The 20,945-nt window shown below is 71.6% G+C and carries 15 protein-coding genes; 8 read left to right on the top strand and 7 right to left on the bottom strand.

The window, feature by feature from the left end:
- Window positions 1–132: 132 nt before the first annotated feature.
- Entirely contained in the window at window positions 133–1,479 is a 1,347-nt protein-coding gene (locus ACFXGA_RS32065) for a PHB depolymerase family esterase (RefSeq protein ID WP_378094427.1), read from the bottom strand.
- Window positions 1,480–1,746: 267 nt separating this feature from the next.
- Here ACFXGA_RS32065 and ACFXGA_RS32060 point away from each other — a divergent pair, with 267 nt between their 5' ends.
- On the top strand, window positions 1,747–2,739 hold the full coding sequence (locus ACFXGA_RS32060) for a PaaX family transcriptional regulator C-terminal domain-containing protein (RefSeq protein ID WP_378094425.1): 993 nt from the start codon (window positions 1,747–1,749) through the stop codon (window positions 2,737–2,739).
- Between the two features lie 76 nt (window positions 2,740–2,815).
- On the top strand, window positions 2,816–3,589 hold the full coding sequence (locus ACFXGA_RS32055; protein WP_378094423.1) for a FadR/GntR family transcriptional regulator: 774 nt from the start codon (window positions 2,816–2,818) through the stop codon (window positions 3,587–3,589).
- A 137-nt stretch (window positions 3,590–3,726) separates the two neighbouring features.
- On the opposite strand, the gene ACFXGA_RS32050 is transcribed toward ACFXGA_RS32055, so the two are convergent.
- The 6 genes from ACFXGA_RS32050 to ACFXGA_RS32025 all read right to left on the bottom strand — a co-directional run bounded on the left by ACFXGA_RS32050 (window position 3,727) and on the right by ACFXGA_RS32025 (window position 11,823).
- Window positions 3,727–5,268: a glycoside hydrolase family 43 protein gene (locus ACFXGA_RS32050; protein WP_378094421.1), complete on the bottom strand. Its 1,542-nt coding sequence runs from the start codon at window positions 5,266–5,268 to the stop codon at window positions 3,727–3,729.
- 24 nt (window positions 5,269–5,292) lie between these two features.
- Window positions 5,293–6,159 carry a carbohydrate ABC transporter permease gene (locus tag ACFXGA_RS32045; RefSeq protein WP_378094419.1) on the bottom strand — a complete coding sequence of 289 codons (867 nt, stop codon included), beginning with the start codon at window positions 6,157–6,159 and terminating at the stop codon, window positions 5,293–5,295.
- Window positions 6,156–7,115 (bottom strand): carbohydrate ABC transporter permease, encoded by a 960-nt coding sequence (locus ACFXGA_RS32040; RefSeq protein WP_378094417.1) that lies wholly within the window; start codon window positions 7,113–7,115, stop codon window positions 6,156–6,158. Before ACFXGA_RS32040 ends, ACFXGA_RS32045 begins: the two co-directional genes overlap by 4 nt.
- Complete coding sequence (locus ACFXGA_RS32035) at window positions 7,112–8,383, bottom strand: extracellular solute-binding protein (protein ID WP_378094415.1); 1,272 nt, start codon at window positions 8,381–8,383, stop codon at window positions 7,112–7,114. The genes ACFXGA_RS32040 and ACFXGA_RS32035 overlap by 4 nt, the downstream gene beginning before the upstream one ends.
- A gap of 291 nt (window positions 8,384–8,674) precedes the next feature.
- Window positions 8,675–10,057 carry a glycoside hydrolase family 43 protein gene (locus ACFXGA_RS32030; protein WP_378094413.1) on the bottom strand — a complete coding sequence of 461 codons (1,383 nt, stop codon included), beginning with the start codon at window positions 10,055–10,057 and terminating at the stop codon, window positions 8,675–8,677.
- A gap of 659 nt (window positions 10,058–10,716) precedes the next feature.
- Window positions 10,717–11,823 (bottom strand): LacI family DNA-binding transcriptional regulator, encoded by a 1,107-nt coding sequence (locus tag ACFXGA_RS32025; RefSeq protein ID WP_378094410.1) that lies wholly within the window; start codon window positions 11,821–11,823, stop codon window positions 10,717–10,719.
- Between the two features lie 105 nt (window positions 11,824–11,928).
- Between ACFXGA_RS32025 and ACFXGA_RS32020 the strand changes: the two genes are divergently transcribed.
- From ACFXGA_RS32020 to ACFXGA_RS31995, 6 genes are all read left to right on the top strand, one after another.
- Window positions 11,929–13,275, top strand: coding sequence for an ABC transporter substrate-binding protein (locus ACFXGA_RS32020; protein ID WP_378094408.1), 1,347 nt, complete (start codon window positions 11,929–11,931; stop codon window positions 13,273–13,275).
- Window positions 13,272–14,126: a carbohydrate ABC transporter permease gene (locus ACFXGA_RS32015; RefSeq protein ID WP_378094406.1), complete on the top strand. Its 855-nt coding sequence runs from the start codon at window positions 13,272–13,274 to the stop codon at window positions 14,124–14,126. The genes ACFXGA_RS32020 and ACFXGA_RS32015 overlap by 4 nt, the downstream gene beginning before the upstream one ends.
- Window positions 14,114–15,004: a carbohydrate ABC transporter permease gene (locus ACFXGA_RS32010; protein ID WP_378094404.1), complete on the top strand. Its 891-nt coding sequence runs from the start codon at window positions 14,114–14,116 to the stop codon at window positions 15,002–15,004. Before ACFXGA_RS32015 ends, ACFXGA_RS32010 begins: the two co-directional genes overlap by 13 nt.
- A 489-nt stretch (window positions 15,005–15,493) precedes the next feature.
- Window positions 15,494–16,882 (top strand): endo-1,4-beta-xylanase, encoded by a 1,389-nt coding sequence (locus ACFXGA_RS32005; RefSeq protein WP_378094429.1) that lies wholly within the window; start codon window positions 15,494–15,496, stop codon window positions 16,880–16,882.
- 131 nt (window positions 16,883–17,013) lie between these two features.
- Window positions 17,014–19,125, top strand: coding sequence for a family 43 glycosylhydrolase (locus tag ACFXGA_RS32000; protein WP_378094402.1), 2,112 nt, complete (start codon window positions 17,014–17,016; stop codon window positions 19,123–19,125).
- Between the two features lie 400 nt (window positions 19,126–19,525).
- Window positions 19,526–20,887 carry an endo-1,4-beta-xylanase gene (locus ACFXGA_RS31995; protein ID WP_378094400.1) on the top strand — a complete coding sequence of 454 codons (1,362 nt, stop codon included), beginning with the start codon at window positions 19,526–19,528 and terminating at the stop codon, window positions 20,885–20,887.
- Window positions 20,888–20,945: the final 58 nt, after the last annotated feature.

Raw genomic sequence — 20,945 nt, 5'->3', positions numbered from 1 at the left:
GGGGGGGGGGGGGGGGCGGGCCGCGCGCCCCCCCCCCCCCCTCGCCCCCATCCCGACCGAACGCGGTGCGGGAGGGCAGCCGCACACCGCGCGCGGTGCCGGGTCGGGCTCAGGTCCCGTCCGCGCCGCCGGTCAGGCGGTGGCGCACGGCGCGCCGTTGAGGGTGAACGACGCGGGTTTGGCGGTGTCGCCGGTGTGCGTGGCCTGGAAGCCGATGCCGATCGACCCGTTCGGCGGGATCGAGGCGTTGTAGGCCACGTTGCGTGCGGTCACCTGCCCGGACGTCGGCGAGTAGGTGGCGCTCCAGCCGCTGGTGATGGTCTGGCCGCCGGGGAGCGTGAAGGCCAGCGACCAGCCGTTGACCGCGGTGGCCCCGGTGTTGGTGATGGTGATGCTCTCGGTCAGGCCGTTGTTCCACGCGTTCACCGTCGCGGTGACGCGGCACGAGCCCGACCCGCCCGGCGTCGTCGTGGTCGTCGTGGTCGTGGTGGTGGTCGTCGTCGTGGTCGTGGTGGTCGTGGTGGTGGACGTCGGGTTGCCGGTGCCGTCCAGGCCGAAGAACGAGATGGCCCGCGCCGCCATGCCGCCGGAGGGCAGGCTGTGGCCCGCGCCCTGGATGCTGTACGCCTCGACCTGCGTCGTGCCGGAGGAGTCGTTGTAGCGGCGGCGGTTCCAGTTCGTCTGCGGCGTGTCGGTGGACGACGGGGTCTGGCTCAGGCCGAACACGTTGGTCCACTGCTCGATCGACTCCTGGAGCAGCGCGTACGGCACGAGGGTGTCGGCGGTGCCGTGCCAGAGCTGGACGCGGGGCCGGGTCCCGGTGAAGCCGGGGTAGGCCGCGCGGACGGCGTCGCCCCACTGCTGCGGGGTGCGGTTCGCGCCGCCGTTGCCGGTGCACCGGCTGCTGCCCGGCGGGTAGTCGGCGGCGTTGGCGAAGCAGTTGAACGGCACGCCCATGAACGCCGCGCCGGCCTTGAACACGTCCGGGTACAGCGCGAGCATGTGGTTGGTCATCATGCCGCCCGAGGACGAGCCGGTGGCGTAGACGCGGTTCGGGTCGCCGCCGTAGCGCTGCTGGACGTAGGTCACCATCGACACGATCGACACCGGGTCGCTGCCCCCGCCGCGGCGCTTCGCGGCGTCCGACCAGGTGTCGAAGCACTTGCCGAAGCCCGCTTCCTGCTGGGCGCTCGGGTAGATGACGACGAACCCGTACCGGTCGGCCAGCGAGGCGAACTCGCTGCCCGAGTAGAAGCCGGGACCCGAGCCGCCGCAGCCGTGCATGGCCACCACGATGCCGGGGTTGGCCGGACGGGAGTCCGGCACGTAGACGTGCATGCGCATCCCGCCGGGGTTCGCGCCGAAGTTGGTGACCTCGGTCAACGACGCCGCGGACGCGGGCGTGGGCACGGCCGTGACGAGGCCGCCGACGAGCAACGACGCCGCCGCGGCCAGTAACAGGCTCGATCTGACCTTCATGCGCTCGACTCCTTTGTTTCGCGCACGACCGGATAGGGGAGGTGAGGTGCCGCGGACCGGTGCGACCCGCGGCGCGGCGGAGCGCGGTCCCACGCGTGGACGTGCCGCCGGTGGCGCCCGGCCTGATCGAGGCCGGCAGTCGCGTGACACTTAGCGTGCACGCCGGCCAACGAACTGTCAATCAACCGTCTCGACAGCGCGGTGTGCTCCACTCGGAGCCGGTTACAGTCGGTGGCAACCGTCCCCGAGCCGACCGCCGGAGCCGCCGTGACCAGCCCTTACGACATCGAGGAGATCTTCCCGGGCGACGCGGTCCGGCTCCCGCGCCGGCAGTCCGGCAACTCGCCGCAGGGCCTCGCGGTGACCCTGCTGGCCGACTACACGTTGCGGACCAGGGCCTGGCTCCCGTCGGCGGCCATCGTCGCGCTGCTCGGCGAGGCGGGCGTCAGCCACGCCGGCGCCCGCGCCACCATCAGCCGACTGGCCCGCCGGGGCGTGCTGGAGGGCAGCAGGCAGGGCCGCAACAGCTCCTACCGGCTCACCGTCACCGCCGCCCTGAACCTGGCCGCCGGCGGTCGGGCCATCATCTCCGCCGGGGCCGACGACGAACCGTGGGACCGGTGGTGGACGTTGATCGCGTTCTCCCTGCCCCAGGACGAGGTCGGCCGGCGGCGCGACCTCCGCGGGAAGCTGCGGTGGCTGGGCTGCGCGCCCCTCTACGACGGCCTGTGGATCTCGCCGCACGACCTCACCGACCGGGCCAGGGCGCAGGTGGCCGACCTCGCCCCCGGCACGATGACCGTCTTCCGCGCCCGGCACGTGGACCTCGGCGCGTCGACCGGCCGCGACCCGCTCGACGCCTGGGACACCGGCGAGATCGCCCGGCACTACGAGAGCTTCCTCCGGCGCTGGCGGCCGCTGCTGCCCGACATCCGCGCCGCCCGGATCACCGGCGTCCAGGCGGTCCGCGCCCGCACCGAGGTGATGGACACCTACCGCCGCCTGCCGATCCTGGACCCGAGGCTGCCCCTGGACCTGCTCCCGCCGGGATGGCCGCGCGAGCCGGCCAGGGAGCTGTTCGCGGCCGTGTACGACGGGCTCGCCGGTCCCGCGCAGGACCACGTGCGGGCCGTCGCCGGCCGGTTCACCACCGACCCGCTCACCGACGTGCAGGCGCACACCGTGGCCGACCTGGTCCGCGGCCTGCTCGGCGAGCCCGACTGCGCGCCCGACCGGACGGGGTCGCCCGCGGGGCCGTGACCGAACCGGCACGCCAACGTACTACGTATACTGATCCAACCGCGGGTGGGCGTGGTGCGGGGCGACCGGAGGGCACATGACGGCAGCGAGCCAGGAACCGACCGGAAGCTCACCCGCTCCCCCGGAGTGGACGCGGCGGCCGGCCAACCTGGCCAGGGCGGTCACCGCGGAACTCGTGCAGCGGATCGTGCGCGGGGTGCACCCGCCCGGCACGCCGCTGCCGCCCGAACCCGCGCTGGGCGAGACCTTCTCGGTGAGCCGGACCGTCATCCGGGAGGCGGTGAAGATCCTCCAGGAGAAGGGCCTGGTCCAGGTGCGGCAGGGGGCCGGCACGACCGTCACCCCGCCGACGACGTGGAACATGCTCGACGAGATGGTGCTCGCGGCCACCATCGCCGAGGACGAGACGCTCGCCGTGCTGGACGACCTGGTGGTCACCCGGCGGCTGCTCGAATCGGACATGGCCCAGGTCACGGCCCGCACCGCCGACCAGGAGACCGTCGAGCGGCTGCGCGCCCTGGTGGACCGCATGGACGAGCTGGTGGACGACCCCGTCGCCTACCGCGAGCAGGACCGGGCCTTCCACGACACCGTCATGCAGGCGTCCGGCAACCGGATCGCGCGCGGCGTCGTGCGCTCGCTGGAGAGCCAGGTGATCAACACCGCCCGCTACATGGGGCGCAGCGAGCGCGCCCTGTGCGTCGCCTCCAACCAGGGGCACCGCCGCGTCTACGAGCGCATCGCCGCCCGCGACCCCGCCGGCGCGGCCGAGGCCATGTTCACCCACATCACCGAAGCGTGGCTGGTGCGCCGCAGCGGCGCCGGCGACCCCGGCCGCCTGGAACGCTGAGACCGACGCCGGCGCGTCCCGGCCACCCGGCTCGTGCACCGCGGCAACACCACCCGCCCCGGCCCTCGGCTCGTGCACCCACGACCCCGACCGACACGTCCCGGCCACCCCCGTGGCCGGGACGTCGCGGCCTCGGGTCAGGACCCGTCGAGCGGGCCGTGGTCGTACCAGTCGAACCAGGCCGTGCCCTCGGTGACGTACATGCCGATCACCCGGCCCGTGAAGCCGGTGGCCACCTCGGTCGACAGGTACCGGCCGTCCAGCTCGGCCAGCGGCTCCGGGTCGTCGCCCACGTGGAAGGTGAGGTAGTCCGGCGCGGCGACGTGCAGGCCCGACCGCCGCTCCTCGCCCTCGGCCCACGTCCGGGACGGCCGGGTGGTGATCGCGAGCGTCACCGGGCCCGGCGGCACGGGGCGCGTCGCCACGGTGTGCCGCAGCGGTCCGATCCTGGCGACGACCTCGGCCTGCCCGTCGGCCACCTCCAGGTCGTAGTGGTGCCCCTCGTCCAACCGCACGGTGAGACCCGCCCGACCGGCGGCGTGGTCGAGCAGGACGGCCGTCCGGCTCTCCGGGTGCTGCTGGCGCCGGCCGAGGAAGGTGCAGCCCGGCCGGTCCAGCGACGGGCCGGTCGCGTGCAGCGCGAGCCAGCCCGGCCGCTCGGTCAGCGACCAGGAGCCGTCCTCGCGCGCCCGCGGCGAGATCCAGCGCGGGTCGAGCACGGGGGCGTCGAAGTCGTCGCGGCGCGGGGCCGCCTCCACCGGGCGCAGGACGCGGGGCGCGCGTTCCCGCGACCGGACCGGACCGACGCGGGGCCAGCCGTCCTCCCACGCCACCGGGGTGAGGAACGTTTCCCGGCCCAGGACGTGGAACTTGGGGCTGTACCCGACCGGGCGCGTGGCCAGCAGGACCATCCACCAGTCGCCGTCCGGGGTGGTGACGAGGTCGGCGTGGCCGGTGCTCTGGATCGGGTGGTCCGTGCTGCGGTGCGACAGGATCGGGTTGGCCGGCGCGGGTTCCCAGGGGCCGCGCGGCGAGCGGGCCCGCGCCATGGCCACGGTGTGGCCGCGCTCGGTGCCGCCCTCGGCGATCATCAGGTACCACCAGTCCCCGATGCGGTACAGGTGTGGCGCCTCCGGCCACTGCAGGCCCGTCCCCGCCCACGCGGGCTCCGGGCCTTCCAGCACCTTCCCGGCCTCCGGGTCGACGCGGGCGACGTGCACGCCGGAGAAGGACGGCCCGCTGGCGCCGGCGAACGCCGCCCAGCAGGCGCCGTCGTCGTCCCAGGCCAGGTCGGGGTCGATGCCGGGCAGGTCGATCCACACGGGGTCCGACCAGGGGCCCTCGGGCCGCTCGGCGGTGACGATGAAGTTGCCGCCGTGCGAGACGTTCGTGGTGATCACCCAGAACCGGCCGTCGTGGTGCCGGATCGTGGGCGCGTAGATCCCGTCGGACGCCATCGCGTCGGCCGGCAGCGGCAGTTGCGCCGGGCGGTCCAGGACGTTGCCGATCTGCCGCCAGTGCACCAGGTCCCGGCTGTGGAAGATCGGCACGCCGGGGAAGTACTCGAAGCTGGAGCACACCAGGTAGTAGTCCTCCCCCACGCGGCACACGCTGGGGTCGGGGTGGAACCCGGGGATGACGGGGTTGTCGTAGAGGGCCTCGGGCTTCGGTGAGGTCATCGTTTCCCTTGTTGTGCGTGGGCGTCAGCCCTTGAAAGCGCCTTCGAGGATCCCGGCCACCATGCGCCGCCCGACCACGACGAACAGCACGACGAGCGGGATCGTGGCCAGGAAGGAGCCGGACATGGCCAGGCCGAGGTCCACGTCGTAGCTGTTCTGCAGCGCCTTGATGGCGATCTGCGCGGTGTAGCGCTCGGGCGACTTGAGCACGATGAACGGCCACAGGAAGTCGTTCCATGCCGTGACGAACCCGAACAGGCCCAGCACGAACGCGGCCGGCCGGACGATCGGGAACGCGATGCGCCAGAACACCTGCCAGGTGCTCGCGCCGTCGATGCGCGCGGCCTGCATCAGCTCGTCGTTGATGGTCGCGGTGATGTGCTGGCGCATCCAGAAGATGCCGAACGCGCTGGCCAGGCCGGGCACGACCAGGGCCTGGAGGGTGTCCACCCAGCCCAGCCACGACATGATCATGTACTGCGGGATGACCGAGAGCTGGGTCGGCACGGTCATGGTCAGCACGACGACCAGGAACAGCGCGTTGCGGCCGCGGAAGCGCAGCTTGGCGAAGGCGAACCCGGCCAGCGCGCACAGCACCGCCTGCCCGACGCCGATGGCGGTGGCCACGAACAGGCTGTTCAGCAGCGCCTGCACGAACGGCACCGTCTCCAGCACCAGGCCGACCAGGTGGAAGAAGTTGCCGCCGGGCACGACCTCGGGCGGCATCTTCGTCGCCGTGGCGGTGTCGGTGGTGGCGACGATGAACATCCAGTACAGCGGGAACAGGCAGACCACCGTGGCCGCCGACAGCAGCAGGTAGGTCCACCAGCGGACCCGGCCGACGCGCCGGCCGGCCGCGGTCGCGCGGCTTCGTGTCGGGGTGCTCGTCATCGGTCCGCCTTGATCCTGGTGGACAGCAGGTAGTTGATCGCGGCGATCAGCACGACCATGGCGAACAGCGCGACGCCGATCGCCGAGCCGTAGCCGAACTCGAACTGCCCGAAGCCCTGCTCGTAGAGGAACAGCGTGAGCGTCTGGCACTGCCGCACCGAGCCGCAGGTGAGCGGCGCGCCGGTGGCGATCAGCAGCGGTTCGGTGAAGATCTGCAACCCGCCGATGGTCGAGGTGACCACGGTGAAGATGATCACCGGCCGCAGCGACGGCACGGTGATGTGCCGGAAGCGCTGCCACGGGCCCGCGCCGTCGATGGCCGCGGCCTCGAACACCGAGCGCGGCACCGCCTGGAGCGAGGCCAGGTAGAGCAGCGTGGTGTACCCGAACCACCGCCACATCACCATCGTCGCGATGAGCACGTGACTGCCCCAGGTGGACTGGACGAAGTCGACCGGCTCCACGCCGACCAGGCCCAGCAGCCAGTTGAGCAGGCCGTAGTCCCGGTCGAAGAGCTGCGCGAACACGATCGCCGTCGCCGCCACCGAGGTGATGTACGGGACCAGCACCGACATCCGGAAGAACAGCGCGAACCGCAGGCGGGCGTGGTTGAGCACGTGCGCGAGCACCAGGGCCAGCGCCAGCTGCGGGACGGTCGACAGCGCCCAGATGCTCACCGTGTTGCCGGCCGCGTTCCAGAACCGCGGGTCGGCGAACATGCGGGTGAAGTTGTCCGCGCCGATGAACACCTGGTCGCCGATGGGGTTCCAGTCGAACAGCGCCACGTAGAACGTGAAGGCGAACGGGAACAGCCCGAACACCCCGAAGATCACGAAGAACGGGGCGATGTAGGCGTACGGCGACAGCCGCTCGACCAGCCCCCGCCCCTTGCGGGGCGCGGGCGGGGGTGGCGCGGCCGAGCGGGCCGGGGTGAGCGTGGCGGTCACGTCGGTCACTCGCCGATGGCGGTCTTGATGTTGCGCACCGCGTCGTCCCACGCCGTGGCCGGGTTGCCGCCGCTCTGCTCGACGTTGGTGATGGCGTTGAGGAACTCCTGGCCGATGGCCGCGCTGTCCGGGCCGATGTAGAACGGCTTGAGGCCCAGCAGCGAGTCGGTGTAGATCTTGCCGGTCGGCGCGTCGGAGAAGAACGGGTCCTTGGCGTCGGTGAGCTTGGCGTCCTCGTACACCGACGGGGTGGACGGCAGGGCGCCGACGCGGGCGAAGTGCTCCAGCTGCCCCTGCGGCGACTGCATCTCCTTGATGTACTCCCAGGCGGCCTGGGGGTTCTTCGCGCGCTTGGGGATGGCCAGGTAGCTGCCGCCCCAGTTGCCGGCGCCGCCGGGGATCTTCGCGATGTCCCACTTGCCCTTGGTGTCCGGGGCGGTGCTGCGGATGGAGTTCAGCATCCACGACGGCGCGGACACGGCCGCGTACTGGCCCTGCGCCATGCCGGCGCTCCACGCGCTCTCGAACGACGACTGGCCGGCGGTGATCCCGGCGGTGGCCGCCTTGATGCCCAGGTCGAACGCCGCCTTCACCTGCGGGTTGGTCGCGTAGATCAGCTTGCGGTCCGCGCTGTAGTACTTCTCCGACACCTGGTTGACGGCCTGGTAGAACACGCTGGTGGCGGCGTTGTCGGTGAACGCCTTGCCGGTGGCCTGCTTGTAGCGCTTGCCGGTCTCGATAAACGCGTCCCACGTCGGCCACAGCGCGCTCACCGACTCACGGTCGGTGGGCAGCCCGGCCGCGGCGAACAGGTCGGTCCGGTAGGCCACCGCCATGCCGCCCACGTCGGTGGGGACGCCGAGCACCTCGCCGCCCTTGGCGACGCTCTGCTCCCACACCCAGTCCAGGTAGTCGTCCTTGATGTCGTCCGCGCCCAGCGTCCGCAGGTCGACGAAGTTCTGCGGCTGCTCCACGAACTGCGGCAGGTTGTCGCCCTGGATCAGCACCAGGTCCGGCACCTTCCCGCCGGCCAGCGCCGTGGTGAGGGACTGGGCGGTCTCCGTCGACGTGCCCACCTCGGTCAGCTTGATCTTCACGTCGGGGTGCTTCGCCTGGTAGGCGTCCACGGTCAGCTTCTGGTTGATCGCGGAGAACGACCAGAACTCGAACGACTTGCCGTCCCCGTCCCCGCCCCCGCCGCCTCCGGTGCCGGGTGTGCAGGCGGCGACGAGGGCCAGGACCGCGGCGGTGCCGAGCAGGGGCAAGCGGAGTTTCACGACGCTTCTCCAAGGTGTGCGAGGACGGGCGGTGGCCACCGGGCAGGTGGCCACCGCCGGTCGGCGTGTGCGCGAACCGGGTCGAGCCTCCCGGACCCCCTGTCCGAAAGTTTCGGCCTCAACACCGATTGTTAGCGCTCACGACAGTAAGCTGTGTCACAACCTCCGTCAAGAAGCCTTGTCCGACAGTGCATGTGCGTGGCGTCAGCGCCCGGAAACCAGCGCTGACAAGGCGGTTTGTGAGCGCGAACTATCTAAGTTCGGAGAACGAAGTCAGTCGCGCCGTGCCCGCTAAGCGCTGAACTGCCACCAGTTCACGTTGAACAGGTAGCCGCTGCCGCCGGCGAACCGCAGGTAGAGGTCGCGGGTGCCGGTCGCGCCGCTGATCGGGCAGGACACCGTGGCCCAGTTCTGCCACCCGCCGGTACCGGAAACCCCGCAGCGGCCCACCACCGTGCCGTTCGGACCGTCCAGCCGCACCTCGATCGTGCCGCCGGCGCCGGCGGACGCGACGCGGGCGTTGAACGAGCGCGCTCCCCCGCCGAACGCGACGCCCTTGACCTTGATGTAGTCGCCGTTCTCGATCCACCCGACGTTCATGCCGCCTTCGGACGAAGGTTCGGTCTCGATCCCCGAACCCCACGCGATGGTTTCGGCCTCCTGGCGGACGTACGGGTTCAGCGTGCCCGCCTGCGGCGCGCCGCCCGACGTCATGGTGATGGTCGGGATGGTGCCGTCGGCGTTGTAGCTGAACCGCTCCACCGCGACGGAGCGGGTGAAGCCGCCGCCGCCCGGCAGGGCGCCGTTGTGGTAGAAGAAGTAGGAGCTGCCCTTGAAGTCGACGATGCCCGCGTGGTTGGTGAAGGCGCTGCCCTGCGTCGGCATCACCGTGCCGCGGTAGGTCCACGGGCCGGTCGGGCTCGGCGCGGTCGAGTAGGCGATGAACTCCGAGCAGCACTTCGCCGCGAAGACGTTGTAGTACAGGCCGTTGCGCTTGTAGACCCACGGGCCCTCCTCGTAGAGGGTGGGCCGGGCCGCGTCGCCGGTGCGGGCGCCGAAGCCCGCCGTGGTGAGCGGGATCTGGGTGGGGCTGCCGCTGAACGACACCATGTCGGCGTTGAGCCGGACGTACCACAGGTTCGGGTTGCCCCAGTACAGGTACGCCTGGCCGTTGTCGTCGATGAAGACGGTCGGGTCGATCTCGCCGTTCTCCACCAGCGGGCGGCCGATGGCGTCGCGGAACGGGCCGGTGGGGCTGTCGGCCACGCCGACGCCGATCGCCATGCGGCCCGTGGACCGGTTGACCACCGGCACGTACCAGTAGAACTTGCCGTTGCGCGCGATCGCCTGGCCCGCCCACGCGTCCTGCTTGGCCCAGGCGAACGTGGACAGGTTCATCGGCGAGCCGTGGTCGGTCCAGTTCACCATGTCGTCGGAGGACCAGACCCGCCACTCCTTCATGGTGAACCAGGTCGAGCCGTCCTCGTCGTGTCCGGTGTAGAGGTACACGCGTCCGTTGTGGACCAGCGGGGCCGGGTCGGCGGTGTAGATGTGCTGCACGATCGGGTTGTCCGCCCGGGCCGTCGCGGGCGCGAGGGCCAGCGCGCAGAGGACGGTGGCGAGCACGGCGAGGGCGCGCCGGGGGATCACCGGGGACAACAGCGTCGATCTCATCGCGGAACCTCCGGGAGGGACGTCGGGAAGCCGGTCGCGGCGGTCGGGTCGGCGGCGCACCCCGGCGGCGGGCGTGCCGCTCAGCCCGGCCGAGGGGTCGGGAACTCCGGTCGGCCGGGACGTGACGACGGGCGGTCGGGGCCGGTGCGCTCGCGGTCCGCGAGCGGTCGCACGTTCGGCGACGGACCGACGAGCCGGTCCACAGCCGCCTGGCGGCGGGCCATCCACGGTGGGGCCGACGACCGGGAGCCCGGCCGGGCCGCACCCGCCGGTCGGCCGCGACGCGGGACCCGCCGCGGTGGAGCCGACGGCGCGCCCGACCCGGACGCGGCCGGTCCGCGCGCACGGCCGGGCTTCGCCGAGCCTTCCCGGGGTGACAGCGGACTGCGTCGCATCGGACTTCCCCACGTCATCATCGACGGCCTGCACGACGACGCCCGGCGGCGGGACGGGGTCGCGTCCGGCGCGGAGCGGCCTTGATCGTCACGCCAATGTAACCGCGCCCCGACAGCCCGGTCAAAGCTAAAGTTGTGAGCGCTCACTTTAGCTCGATCACGTCCGGACCACGCGAATGCCAGGTCACCTTGATCCGATTTGCCCAGCTAGACGGAATTTTGCCGGAAATTGCTCCGTTCAGCCCATTGAACGGCAGCGCCGGATCAATTGCCCTTGTGAACGTGAACAGAACCCGGTCGGCCGGTCCGCCCCGCCGGCTCGACCAGCGACCTGACCGACTCGCCGACCCGCACGGACATGGGGACGCGGTGCACCACGAGCGCGCCCTTGCCGCGCCTGCGCCGCTCGGGCGCGGAGAAGAGCACCTCCACCGCCTTCGCGCCGAGCTGCTCGTGCGGGAGGGCGACGGTGGTGAGGCGCGGCCGCACCCAGGACGCGATGGGGTGGTCGTCGAACGACACCACGGAGACGTCGTCCGGAACGGACAGCCCGGCGTCGGCGAGCGCCTGGTAGGCGCCGAACGCGAGCCGGTCGTTCAGGCACACCAGCGCCTTCGGGCGGTGGCGGCGCAGGAGTCCCCGGGTGGTGTCGTAGCCGTCCTCCGGCATCCACTTCGGGCACTGGTGGGCGCTCACCACCCCGACGCCGGCCGCGCCGAACACCTGGCGCATGCCGATCAGCCGCTCGCGGGCGGCGATGCTGTTCGGCGGGACGTCCTCGAGCCCGGGACCCGCGCCGACCACGTGGACTCCGTCGCGGTGGCCGGCCTCCACGAGCACGCGGGCGGCGGCCCGCCCCGCCTCCACCTCGTCCGGCAGCACGGCGGGCACCGGGGAGTACGTCGTCGGCAGGGCGTTGAGCAGGACGGCCGGCCCGTGGTCCAAGCCCTCGGGCACGGCCACCTTCCGGGTGTACATGGCGGCGAAGATGATGCCGTCGACCCGGTGGTCGTGCATCGCCTCGATCAGGGCGCGCTCGACGTCCGGGTCGCCGCCGGTCTCGCCGAAGAACAGCATGCACCCCCGCCGGTGCGCGGCCTCCAGCGCGCCCTTGATCATGTTCCCGGCCAGCAGCGAGGACGCCACGGTGTCGGACACGAACCCGATCGTCTGGGTGCGCCCCGTGCGCAGGCCGACCGACAGGGTGTTGCGCCGGTAGCCCAGTTCCTGCGCGGTCGAGCGCACCCGCTGCTCCACCTCTTCGGAGATGCGCAAGTCGCGGCCGCGACCGGCCAGCACGAGCGACACGGTGGTGGTCGAGACACCGGTCGCCGCGGCCACGTCGGCCAGCGTGACGCGTCGTCGCCCCACGGCGGTCCTCCGTCCTCAAGGGACACTCGCGGTCCTTGACACCGCGTCGTGCCGTCTCGAAACTCCGGGAGGCTAACACGATTTAGCTCAAGCGAGGAGAACACTTTGCCCCGACGATCCGGCCCGCGGGCGATCGCCGTCGCCGCGGTGGCCGCGGCGCTCCTGGCGGGGTGCGCGGCGCCCGGCGGCGACCGCCCGGACCCCGCCGGGACGTCGGCGACGCCGGTGTCCGACCCCGGTTGCGGCGCCGGGCCGGTGGTGCTGCGGGCCCGCTTCGAGACCGGTTTCCCGCTGGCGAAGGCCCTCGCCGACGAGTTCACCCGGCAGCACCCGAACGTGACCTGGGACGTGCGCGAGGAGCAGTACGCGGTGCTGACCCGCAACGCGCCGCGCCTGCTCGCGGACAACCCGCCGGACCTGGTGCGGCTGCCACAGGTGTCCGACCTGGTCGGCGACGGGCTGCTGCGCGACCTCGACGGCTACGCGGCGTGGTTCGGCTGGGACGACTGGCCCGCGGCGCAGCTGCGGCCGATGCGGGTCGCCCCGGGCGGGCGGCCGCGCGGCGCGGGTCCGCTCTACGCGATGGGGTTCTCCACCAGCGTGACCGGCGTGTTCTACAACAAGGACCTGGCCGCGCGGATCGGGTTCCGGGAGCCGGCGACGCTGGCCGAGTTCGACGACGCCCTGGCGCGGGCCAAGGACGCGGGCATCACGCCGCTGGCGAGCTTCAACGCGGGCGCGACGGCCGGGCTCGCGTTCCCCTTGCAGGGCCTCATGGCCGCCTACGGCTCGCCGTCGGCCATCGACGACTGGATCTTCCAGGTCCCGGGGGCGCGGATCGACACGCCGGCGAACACCGAGGCCGCGCGGCACCTCCAGCGGTGGCTGCGCGCCGGGTACTTCGACGCCGACCTCAACGCCACCGACTACGCGCGGATGATCGACCGGTTCACCTCGGGGCGGGCGTTGTTCATGCTGGACGGCGACTGGGAGTCGGCGGCGCTCGACCGGCGGATGCCCGGCCGGGTCGGGTTCTTCCTCGTGCCCCCGGTGCGGGCGGGCGACCCCCGGTCGGCCATGTCCGGCCCGCCGACGTTCGGCGTGCCGGCGGGCGCGGCGCACCCCGACTGCGCCGCGTACTTCCTGAACTGGGCGGTCACCGACCCGGTGGCGCGCGAGACCACCGTGCGGGTGGGCGGGTCGCTCCCCCTCGGCCCGGCCGACGCGCCGCTGCCCCCGGTCGAGCCGGGCTCGGTCACGGCCGCCACGCTCGCCGCCGCCTCCCAACTCGTCGCGGACGGCACGGGCATGGACTTCATCGCCAACGCCACCGGCGCGATCCTGGCCGAGAGCTGGACGCCTCGGTTGCAGGAGCTGGCCGCGGGCGAGCTGGGGCCGGAGGAGCTGCTGGCCCGCGTGCAGGCCGACTACGCCGACCAGGTCGACGGGTGAGGTCGGCGGCGTCCCGGTCGGCCGGCTGGCTGTTCGTGCTGCCCGCGCTCGCGGTGTACGCGGTGTTCGTGCTCCGGCCGCTGGCCTCGACGGTCCGGTACTCGCTGTACCGGTGGGACGGCGTCGGCCCGTCCACCTGGGTGGGCTGGGACAACTACCGCCGGGTGCTCACCGACCCCGACCTGTGCGGGGCGCTCGGCCACGCGCTCCTGCTGATCGTGTTCTTCACCGGGATCCCCGTGCCCCTCGGCCTGCTGGCCGCGGCGGTGCTCCGGCGCACGAGGGCGGGCGGGCCGGTGCGCGCGGTGCTGCTCCTGCCCCAGGCCGTGCCGCTGGTGGCGGCGGGCATCGCGTGGAGCCTCCTGCTGTCGTCCACGGGCGCGGTGAACCGGCTGCTGGACGCGGTGGGCCTGGGCGGGCTGACGCGGGCGTGGCTGGGCGACTCGGCGACGGCGTTGGCGGCGGTGGGGGTGATCGGGGCGTGGGTGCTGCTGGGCCTGTGCACGACGCTGCTGCTCGCGGGCCTGGACCGCATCGACCCCGCGCTGCACGAGGCCGCGCGGCTGGACGGCGCGGGCTTCTGGCAGGCGTTGCGGGCCGTGACGCTGCCCGGTGTGCGGCGTGAGCTGGGCGTGTGCGTGACCGTGACGGCGATCGCGGCGCTGGCGAGCTTCGACGTCGTCTACGTGACCACGCAGGGCGGGCCGGGCGACGCCACGTCGGTGCCGGGCCTGGAGGTGTACCAGCTCGCGTTCGCCCAGCGGGAGGTGGGGCTCGCGTCGGCGTTGGCCGTGGTGCTCATGGCGCTGGTGCTCGCGGTGGTGGCGCCGGTGCTGCGGTGGTCGCGGTGAGGGCGGGCCGGGCGGAGCGGGTCGCGGTGAGGGCGGGCCGGGCGGAGCGGGTCGCGGGCCGGCTGGCGCCGGCGCTGCTGGTGGTGGTGACGCTGGCGCCGTTCGCCGACCTCTTCGTGACCGCGTTGCACCCGCCGGGGACCTACCCGCCGGGCCTGACCTGGCCGGACGAGCCGCACTGGTCGAACTTCGCGACGGCGTTCCGGTCCGGGCGGGTGCCCGCGCTGCTGGCGTCGAGCGGGTTGGTCGCGCTGGCCGCGGTGCCGTTGACGCTGGTCCTGGCCGTGCCCGCAGGCTACGCGCTCGGGCGCCTGCGGTTCGCCGGCCACCGCCTGGTGTTCGGCCTGTTCGCGGTGGGCCTGGTGCTGCCGCTGGAGGCCGTCGTCACACCGCTGTACCACCAGGTGCGCGACCTGGGGCTGCTGGACACCCGGTTCGGGCTGGTGGCGGCGCTGGTCGCGGTGCACCTGCCGGTCGCGGTGCTGTGGTCGCGGGCGCACTTCGCGGGCGTGCCGCCGGAGCTGTCCGAGAGCGCCCGGCTGGACGGCGCGGGGCCGTGGGCGGTGTTCCGGCGGGTGCACCTGCCCCTGGCCCGCCCGGCGGTGTCGGCGCTGGCCGTGCTGCTGCTCGTCTGGACGTGGAACCACTTCCTGCTCGCCATCGTCCTGGTCGACGACCCGGCCCGGCGCACGGCGGCCGGCGCGCTCGGCGCGTTCCAGGGGCGTTGGGGCACGGACGTGCCCCTGCTGTGCGCCGGGTCGCTGCTGCTGGTCGCCCCGCTGCTCCTGGTGCTCCTGCTGTCGCACCGCCGGGCGGCCGCCGACGTGATCCGGAACCTCGACTTCCGCGACCGCGGCCAGAGTGCTCCGCATTGCTAAAAATGTTTGCGCTAACGTTAGCGACTCGACCGAATTCGCTGTCGAACGGCGTTCGAACTGACCACGCCGCCGCGAGGGCCCGTCGATCTTTCCAGGAAAGCGGACGAACGGCGGTTCCCGGACCCACACCGGGGCTCACCTGCACGAAATATTTTCGTAACACCTTGACCACGCCTGTGCGATCGACCACAGTCTGAGTCGTACGACGCGCGCCCCGCAGTGACGACCACTGCGACCCAATGCCATTCCCTTTTCCGCGGGGAGGATCAAGCGCATAATTGTTAGCGTTAACACCCGCATTGGGACTCGAGGTCGGACGGCCGGTGCGCGCACCGGCGGCACCCTGCCACCGCGCGGCGACCGTGCCCGCGGTGTTCTGATCCGTGAGGACATGTGATGACTCAATCGACACGAGCGGTCAATCGGCCGACGCCCGCGCGGCGGCCGAGAACAACGGCGTTGCTGCTCGTCACGGGACTCGTCGCCACGATGATGGCGGTCGCGTTCACCGGGCAGGCCCAGGCGGGCACGACGCTGGGGGCCGCGGCGGCCGAGAAGGGCCGGTACTTCGGCGCCGCCGTCGCGGCGGGCAGGCTCGGCGACAGCACGTACACGACGATCCTGAACCGCGAGTTCAACAGCGTCACCCCCGAGAACGAGATGAAGATGGACGCGACGGAGCCCAACCAGGGCCAGTTCACGTTCACCAACGCCGACCGGATCGTCAACCACGCCATCAGCCGGGGCATGAAGGTGCGCGGCCACACCCTGGCCTGGCACTCCCAGCAGCCGGGCTGGATGCAGCGCATGGAGGGCTCGGCGCTGCGGCAGGCCATGGTCAACCACATCACCCGGGTCGCGACCTACTACCGCGGCAAGATCCACTCCTGGGACGTGGTGAACGAGGCGTTCGCCGACGGCGGCAGCGGCGGGCGGCGTGACTCGAACCTGCAGCGCACCGGCAACGACTGGATCGAGGTCGCGTTCCGCACGGCCCGCGCGGCCGACCCGGGCGCGAAGCTGTGCTACAACGACTACAACACCGACGGCATCAACGCGAAGTCGACCGGCATCTACAACATGGTGCGCGACTTCAAGGCGCGGGGCGTGCCGATCGACTGCGTCGGCTTCCAGTCCCACCTGACCAACTCCGCGCCGTCGGACTACCAGGCCAACCTGCAGCGCTTCGCCGACCTCGGCGTGGACGTGCAGATCACCGAGCTGGACATCTCCGGCTCCAACCAGGCCAACGCGTACGCCGACGTGACGCGGGCGTGCCTGGCGGTCGCGCGCTGCACCGGCATCACGGTCTGGGGCATCCGCGACAGCGACTCGTGGCGCACCGGTCAGAACCCGCTGCTGTTCGACGCCTCGGGCAACAAGAAGCCCGCGTACACCTCCGTGCTCAACGCCCTCAACGGCGGCACCACCCAGCCGCCGACCGGGATCGACACGACCGCGTGGTACGTGCTGGTGAACCGCAACAGCGGCAAGGCGCTCGACGTCTACAACCTCTCCACCGCCGACGGCGCGCGCATCACGCAGTGGAGCCGCAACAACGGCAACAACCAGCAGTGGCAGTTCGTCGACTCGGGCGGCGGCTACTACCGGGTGAAGTCGCGGCTGTCGGGCAAGGTGCTCGACGTCTACAACTTCTCCACCGCCGACGGCGGCTCCATCGTCCAGTGGGCCGACGGCAACGGCACGAACCAGCAGTTCCGCGCGGTGGAGTCCGGCGGCTACTACCGGCTGATCAACCGCAACAGCAACAAGGCCGTCGAGGTGCAGGGCGCCTCCACCGCGGACGGCGCCAACGTCGTCCAGTACTCCGACTGGAACGGCGCGAACCAGCAGTGGCAGCTCGTCCGGGTCGGCTGACCCGACGCCCTGCCCCGCACGGCGGGCCAACCCCGCCGCTCCCCCCTTGTTGACCGATCCGGAGCCCCCGCACGGCGTGCGGGGGCTCCACCCTTGTGACGCCGCCCCGACGCGGCGGGTGAGGAGCAGTCATGTCCGTCCCGGATGAACTCCCGCGGCGGTCCGCGCGCCGTCGCGGCCGGTTGTCGCGGATGGCCGCGGTGCTGGCCGCGGTCGTGCTCGGCGGCGTGGTGGTCGTCTTCGGCGCGGCGACGGGTTCCGCGGCCACTGTGGACACCAACGCGTGGTACGTGCTGGTGAACCGCAACAGCGGCAAGGCGCTCGACGTCTACAACCTCTCGACCGCCGACGGCGGGCGCATCACGCAGTGGGCGCGCAACGACGGCAACAACCAGCAGTGGCAGTTCGTGGACTCCGGCGGTGGCTACTACCGGCTGAAGTCGCGCCACTCCGGCAAGGTGCTCGACGTCTACAACTTCTCCACCGCCGACGGCGCGTCGATCGTCCAGTGGGCCGACGGCAACGGCACGAACCAGCAGTTCCGGCTGGCCGACTCGGACGGCGGGTACGTGCGGCTGATCAACCGCAACAGCAACAAGGCCGTCGAGGTGCAGAACGCCTCCACGGCGGACGGCGCCAACGTCGTCCAGTACTCGGACTGGGGCGGCGCGAACCAGCAGTGGCAGCTCGTGCGCGTCGGCGGCAGCGGCGAGCCCACCACCACGACCACGACCCCGCAGCAGCCGGGCGGCCAGTACACCAACCCGGTGGTGTGGCAGGACTTCGCCGACGTCGAGGTCATCCGCGTCGGGGACGCCTACTACATGACCGCGTCCACGATGCACTACTCGCCCGGCGCGCCGATCCTGCGCTCCTACGACCTGGTCAACTGGGAGTTCGCCGGGCACTCGGTGCCGTCCCTGGACTTCGGGACCAAGTACGACCTGACCAACGGGCAGCGGGCGTACGTCAACGGGATCTGGGCGTCGACGTTGCAGTACCGGCCGAGCAACCGCACGTACTACTGGGCCGGGTGCATCGACTTCAACGACACCTACATCTACACCGCGACCAGCGTCGAGGGCCCGTGGAACCGGCACGCCCAGATCGACAACTGCTACTACGACGCGGGCATGCTCATCGACGACAACGACACGATGTACGTCGCGTACGGCAACTCGACCATCAGCGTCGCGCAGCTGTCCGCCGACGGGCGCAGCCAGGTCCGCGCGCAGCAGGTGTTCCAGACGCCGTCGAACATCGGCACCCTGGAAGGCGCCCGGTTCTACAAGCGCAACGGCAGTTACTACATCTGGCTGACCAGGCCCGCCAACGGCCAGTACGTGCTGAAGTCGGACAACGGGCCCTTCGGCCCCTACACCGTGCGGCAGGTGCTGCTCGACCTGCCCGGCCCGATCTCCGGCGGCGGCGTGCCGCACCAGGGCGGCCTGGTGCAGACGCAGACCGGGGCCTGGTACTACATGTCGTTCGTGGACGCCTACCCCGGCGGCCGCGTGCCGGCGCTCGCGCCGATCACGTGGACCGCGGACGGGTGGCCGACGCTCCAGACGGTCAACGGCCGGTGGGGCGTGAACTACCCCTCGCCGCTGCCCACCCGGCCGGTCAAGCCCCTCACCGGCACGGACACGTTCGCGGGCACCGCGCTCGGCCCGCAGTGGGAGTGGAACCACGACCCGGACACGTCCCGGTACTCGGTGAACAACGGCCTGACCCTGCAGACCGCCACCGTCACCAACGACCTGTACGCCGCCCGCAACACCCTGACCCACCGCATCCAGGGCCCGACGTCCACCGCCACCGTCCAGCTCGACTACAGCGCCATGCGCGACGGCGACCGGACCGGCCTGGCGATGCTGCGCCAGTCGTCGGCCTGGATCGGCGTCCGGCGCGACAACGGCCAGACCCGCGTGGTCATGACCACCGGGTTGGCCATGGACGGCAGTTGGCGCACCACCAGCACCGGCACCGAGGCGGCGAGCGCCGCGGTCAGCGGCGGCCGGATCTGGCTGAGGGCCAACGCGGACATTCGGCCGGGGTCCGGCCGCGTCGCCCGGTTCTCCTACAGCACGGACGGCGTGAACTTCACCTCGCTCGGGCCGACGTTCACGCTGAACAACACCTGGCAGTTCTTCATGGGCTACCGCTTCGGCGTCTTCAACTTCGCCACCCAGGCCCTGGGCGGCGCGGTGACCGTGCGGCAGTTCGACCTGACCACCCCCTGACCGGCATGGAATCCATCGTGCAAGAGCACCTGGGCAGCCGAAATTTGCGAAATTTGTTTCGAATCTTCTCGAAATTTTCCGTCGCCGAGGCACTGCACAGCGTAACGGAAACGATCAGGAACCGAACCGCTTAACCAGCCGTCAACCAGCGGATTTTGTCGCAGACCAAGATCCGCCTTGACCGACCACCCAGGAGGTTCATGCCCGGAGAACGGGACGCTGGTGGGTTCAGTGGGGCCTTGATTGCCCAAACTGTTTCGGTTAATACTGCTTAACGTTTCGGACCGAGCGGCGGGTGGCCACGGGAAGCGTCGGCCACCCGCACCGGGCGAGCCGTCGGCCGCCCGAACCCACCCGTCCCACCCGCGCGTTCGCGGGTGCTCCCCAGAAAGCGCCGAACATGACGCTGACAGCGAAGTCAGTCTCACGAGTCGCACTCGTGTCGACACTGGTGGCCGCAGCCGCGGGCGCCGCGGTCCTCGTGGCGTCGCCCGCCAGCGGTGCCGCCTCCACGCTCGCCGCGGCGGCGCAGCAGAGCGGCCGCTACTTCGGCACCGCCGTCGCCGCCAACAAGCTGGGCGACTCCACCTACGTCAACATTCTCAACCGTGAGTTCGACATGGTCACGGCCGAGAACGAGATGAAGATGGACGCGACCGAGCCCAACCAGGGCCAGTTCAGCTACGGCAACGCCGACCGGATCGTCAACCACGCCCGCAACCAGGGCAAGCGCGTCCGCGGCCACGCCCTGGCCTGGCACTCCCAGCAGCCGAGCTGGATGCAGCGCATGGAGGGCTCCTCCCTGCGCCAGGCCATGCTGAACCACGTCACCCAGGTCGCCACCTACTACCGCGGCAAGATCTACGCCTGGGACGTCGTCAACGAGGCCTTCGCCGACGGCAGCAGCGGCGGTCGCCGCGACTCCAACCTGCAGCGCACCGGCAACGACTGGATCGAGGCCGCGTTCCGCGCCGCCCGCGCCGCCGACCCGAACGCCAAGCTCTGCTACAACGACTACAACACCGACAACTGGTCGCACGCCAAGACCCAGGGCGTCTACCGCATGGTCCAGGACTTCAAGTCCCGCGGCGTGCCGATCGACTGCGTCGGCTTCCAGGCCCACTTCAACAGCGGCAACCCCGTCCCCTCCAACTACCACACCACGCTGCAGAACTTCGCCAACCTCGGCGTCGACGTCCAGATCACCGAGCTGGACATCGAGGGCTCGGGCAGCTCGCAGGCCCAGCAGTACCAGGGCGTCGTCCAGGCGTGCCTCGCCGTGACCCGCTGCACCGGCATCACCGTGTGGGGCATCCGCGACAGCGACTCGTGGCGCGCCTCGGGCACCCCGCTGCTGTTCGACGGCTCGGGCAACAAGAAGGCCGCCTACACCTCGGTGCTGAACGCCCTGAACGCCGCCGGCACGTCGGTCCCGACCACGCCGACCACGCCGACCTCGGGCGAGCCGACCACCACGTCGCCGACGAACCCGGCCGGCTGCACCGCGACGTACTCCGAGGGCCAGAAGTGGAGTGACCGCTTCAACGGCCAGGTCACCGTCTCGGGCACGAACAACTGGATCGTGACGGTCACCGTCAGCTCGCCGCAGAAGATCATCGCCACCTGGAACACCAGCCCGACCTGGGACTCCAGCGGCAACGTGATGACCGCGCGGCCGAACGGCAACGGCAACGTGTTCGGCTTCACCATCCAGCACAACGGCAACTGGAGCTGGCCGAGCCTCTCCTGCCGCGTCGGCTGAGCCGGTGGGGGGTGCCCGCCCGCGGGGCCGGGGGCGCCCCACCCCCGCGCGCCCCGCC

It is taken from the genome of Actinosynnema sp. NPDC059335 (assembly GCF_042752395.1).
GTDB lineage: Bacteria > Actinomycetota > Actinomycetes > Mycobacteriales > Pseudonocardiaceae > Actinosynnema.
This window is presented reverse-complemented; position numbering and strand designations above follow the sequence as displayed.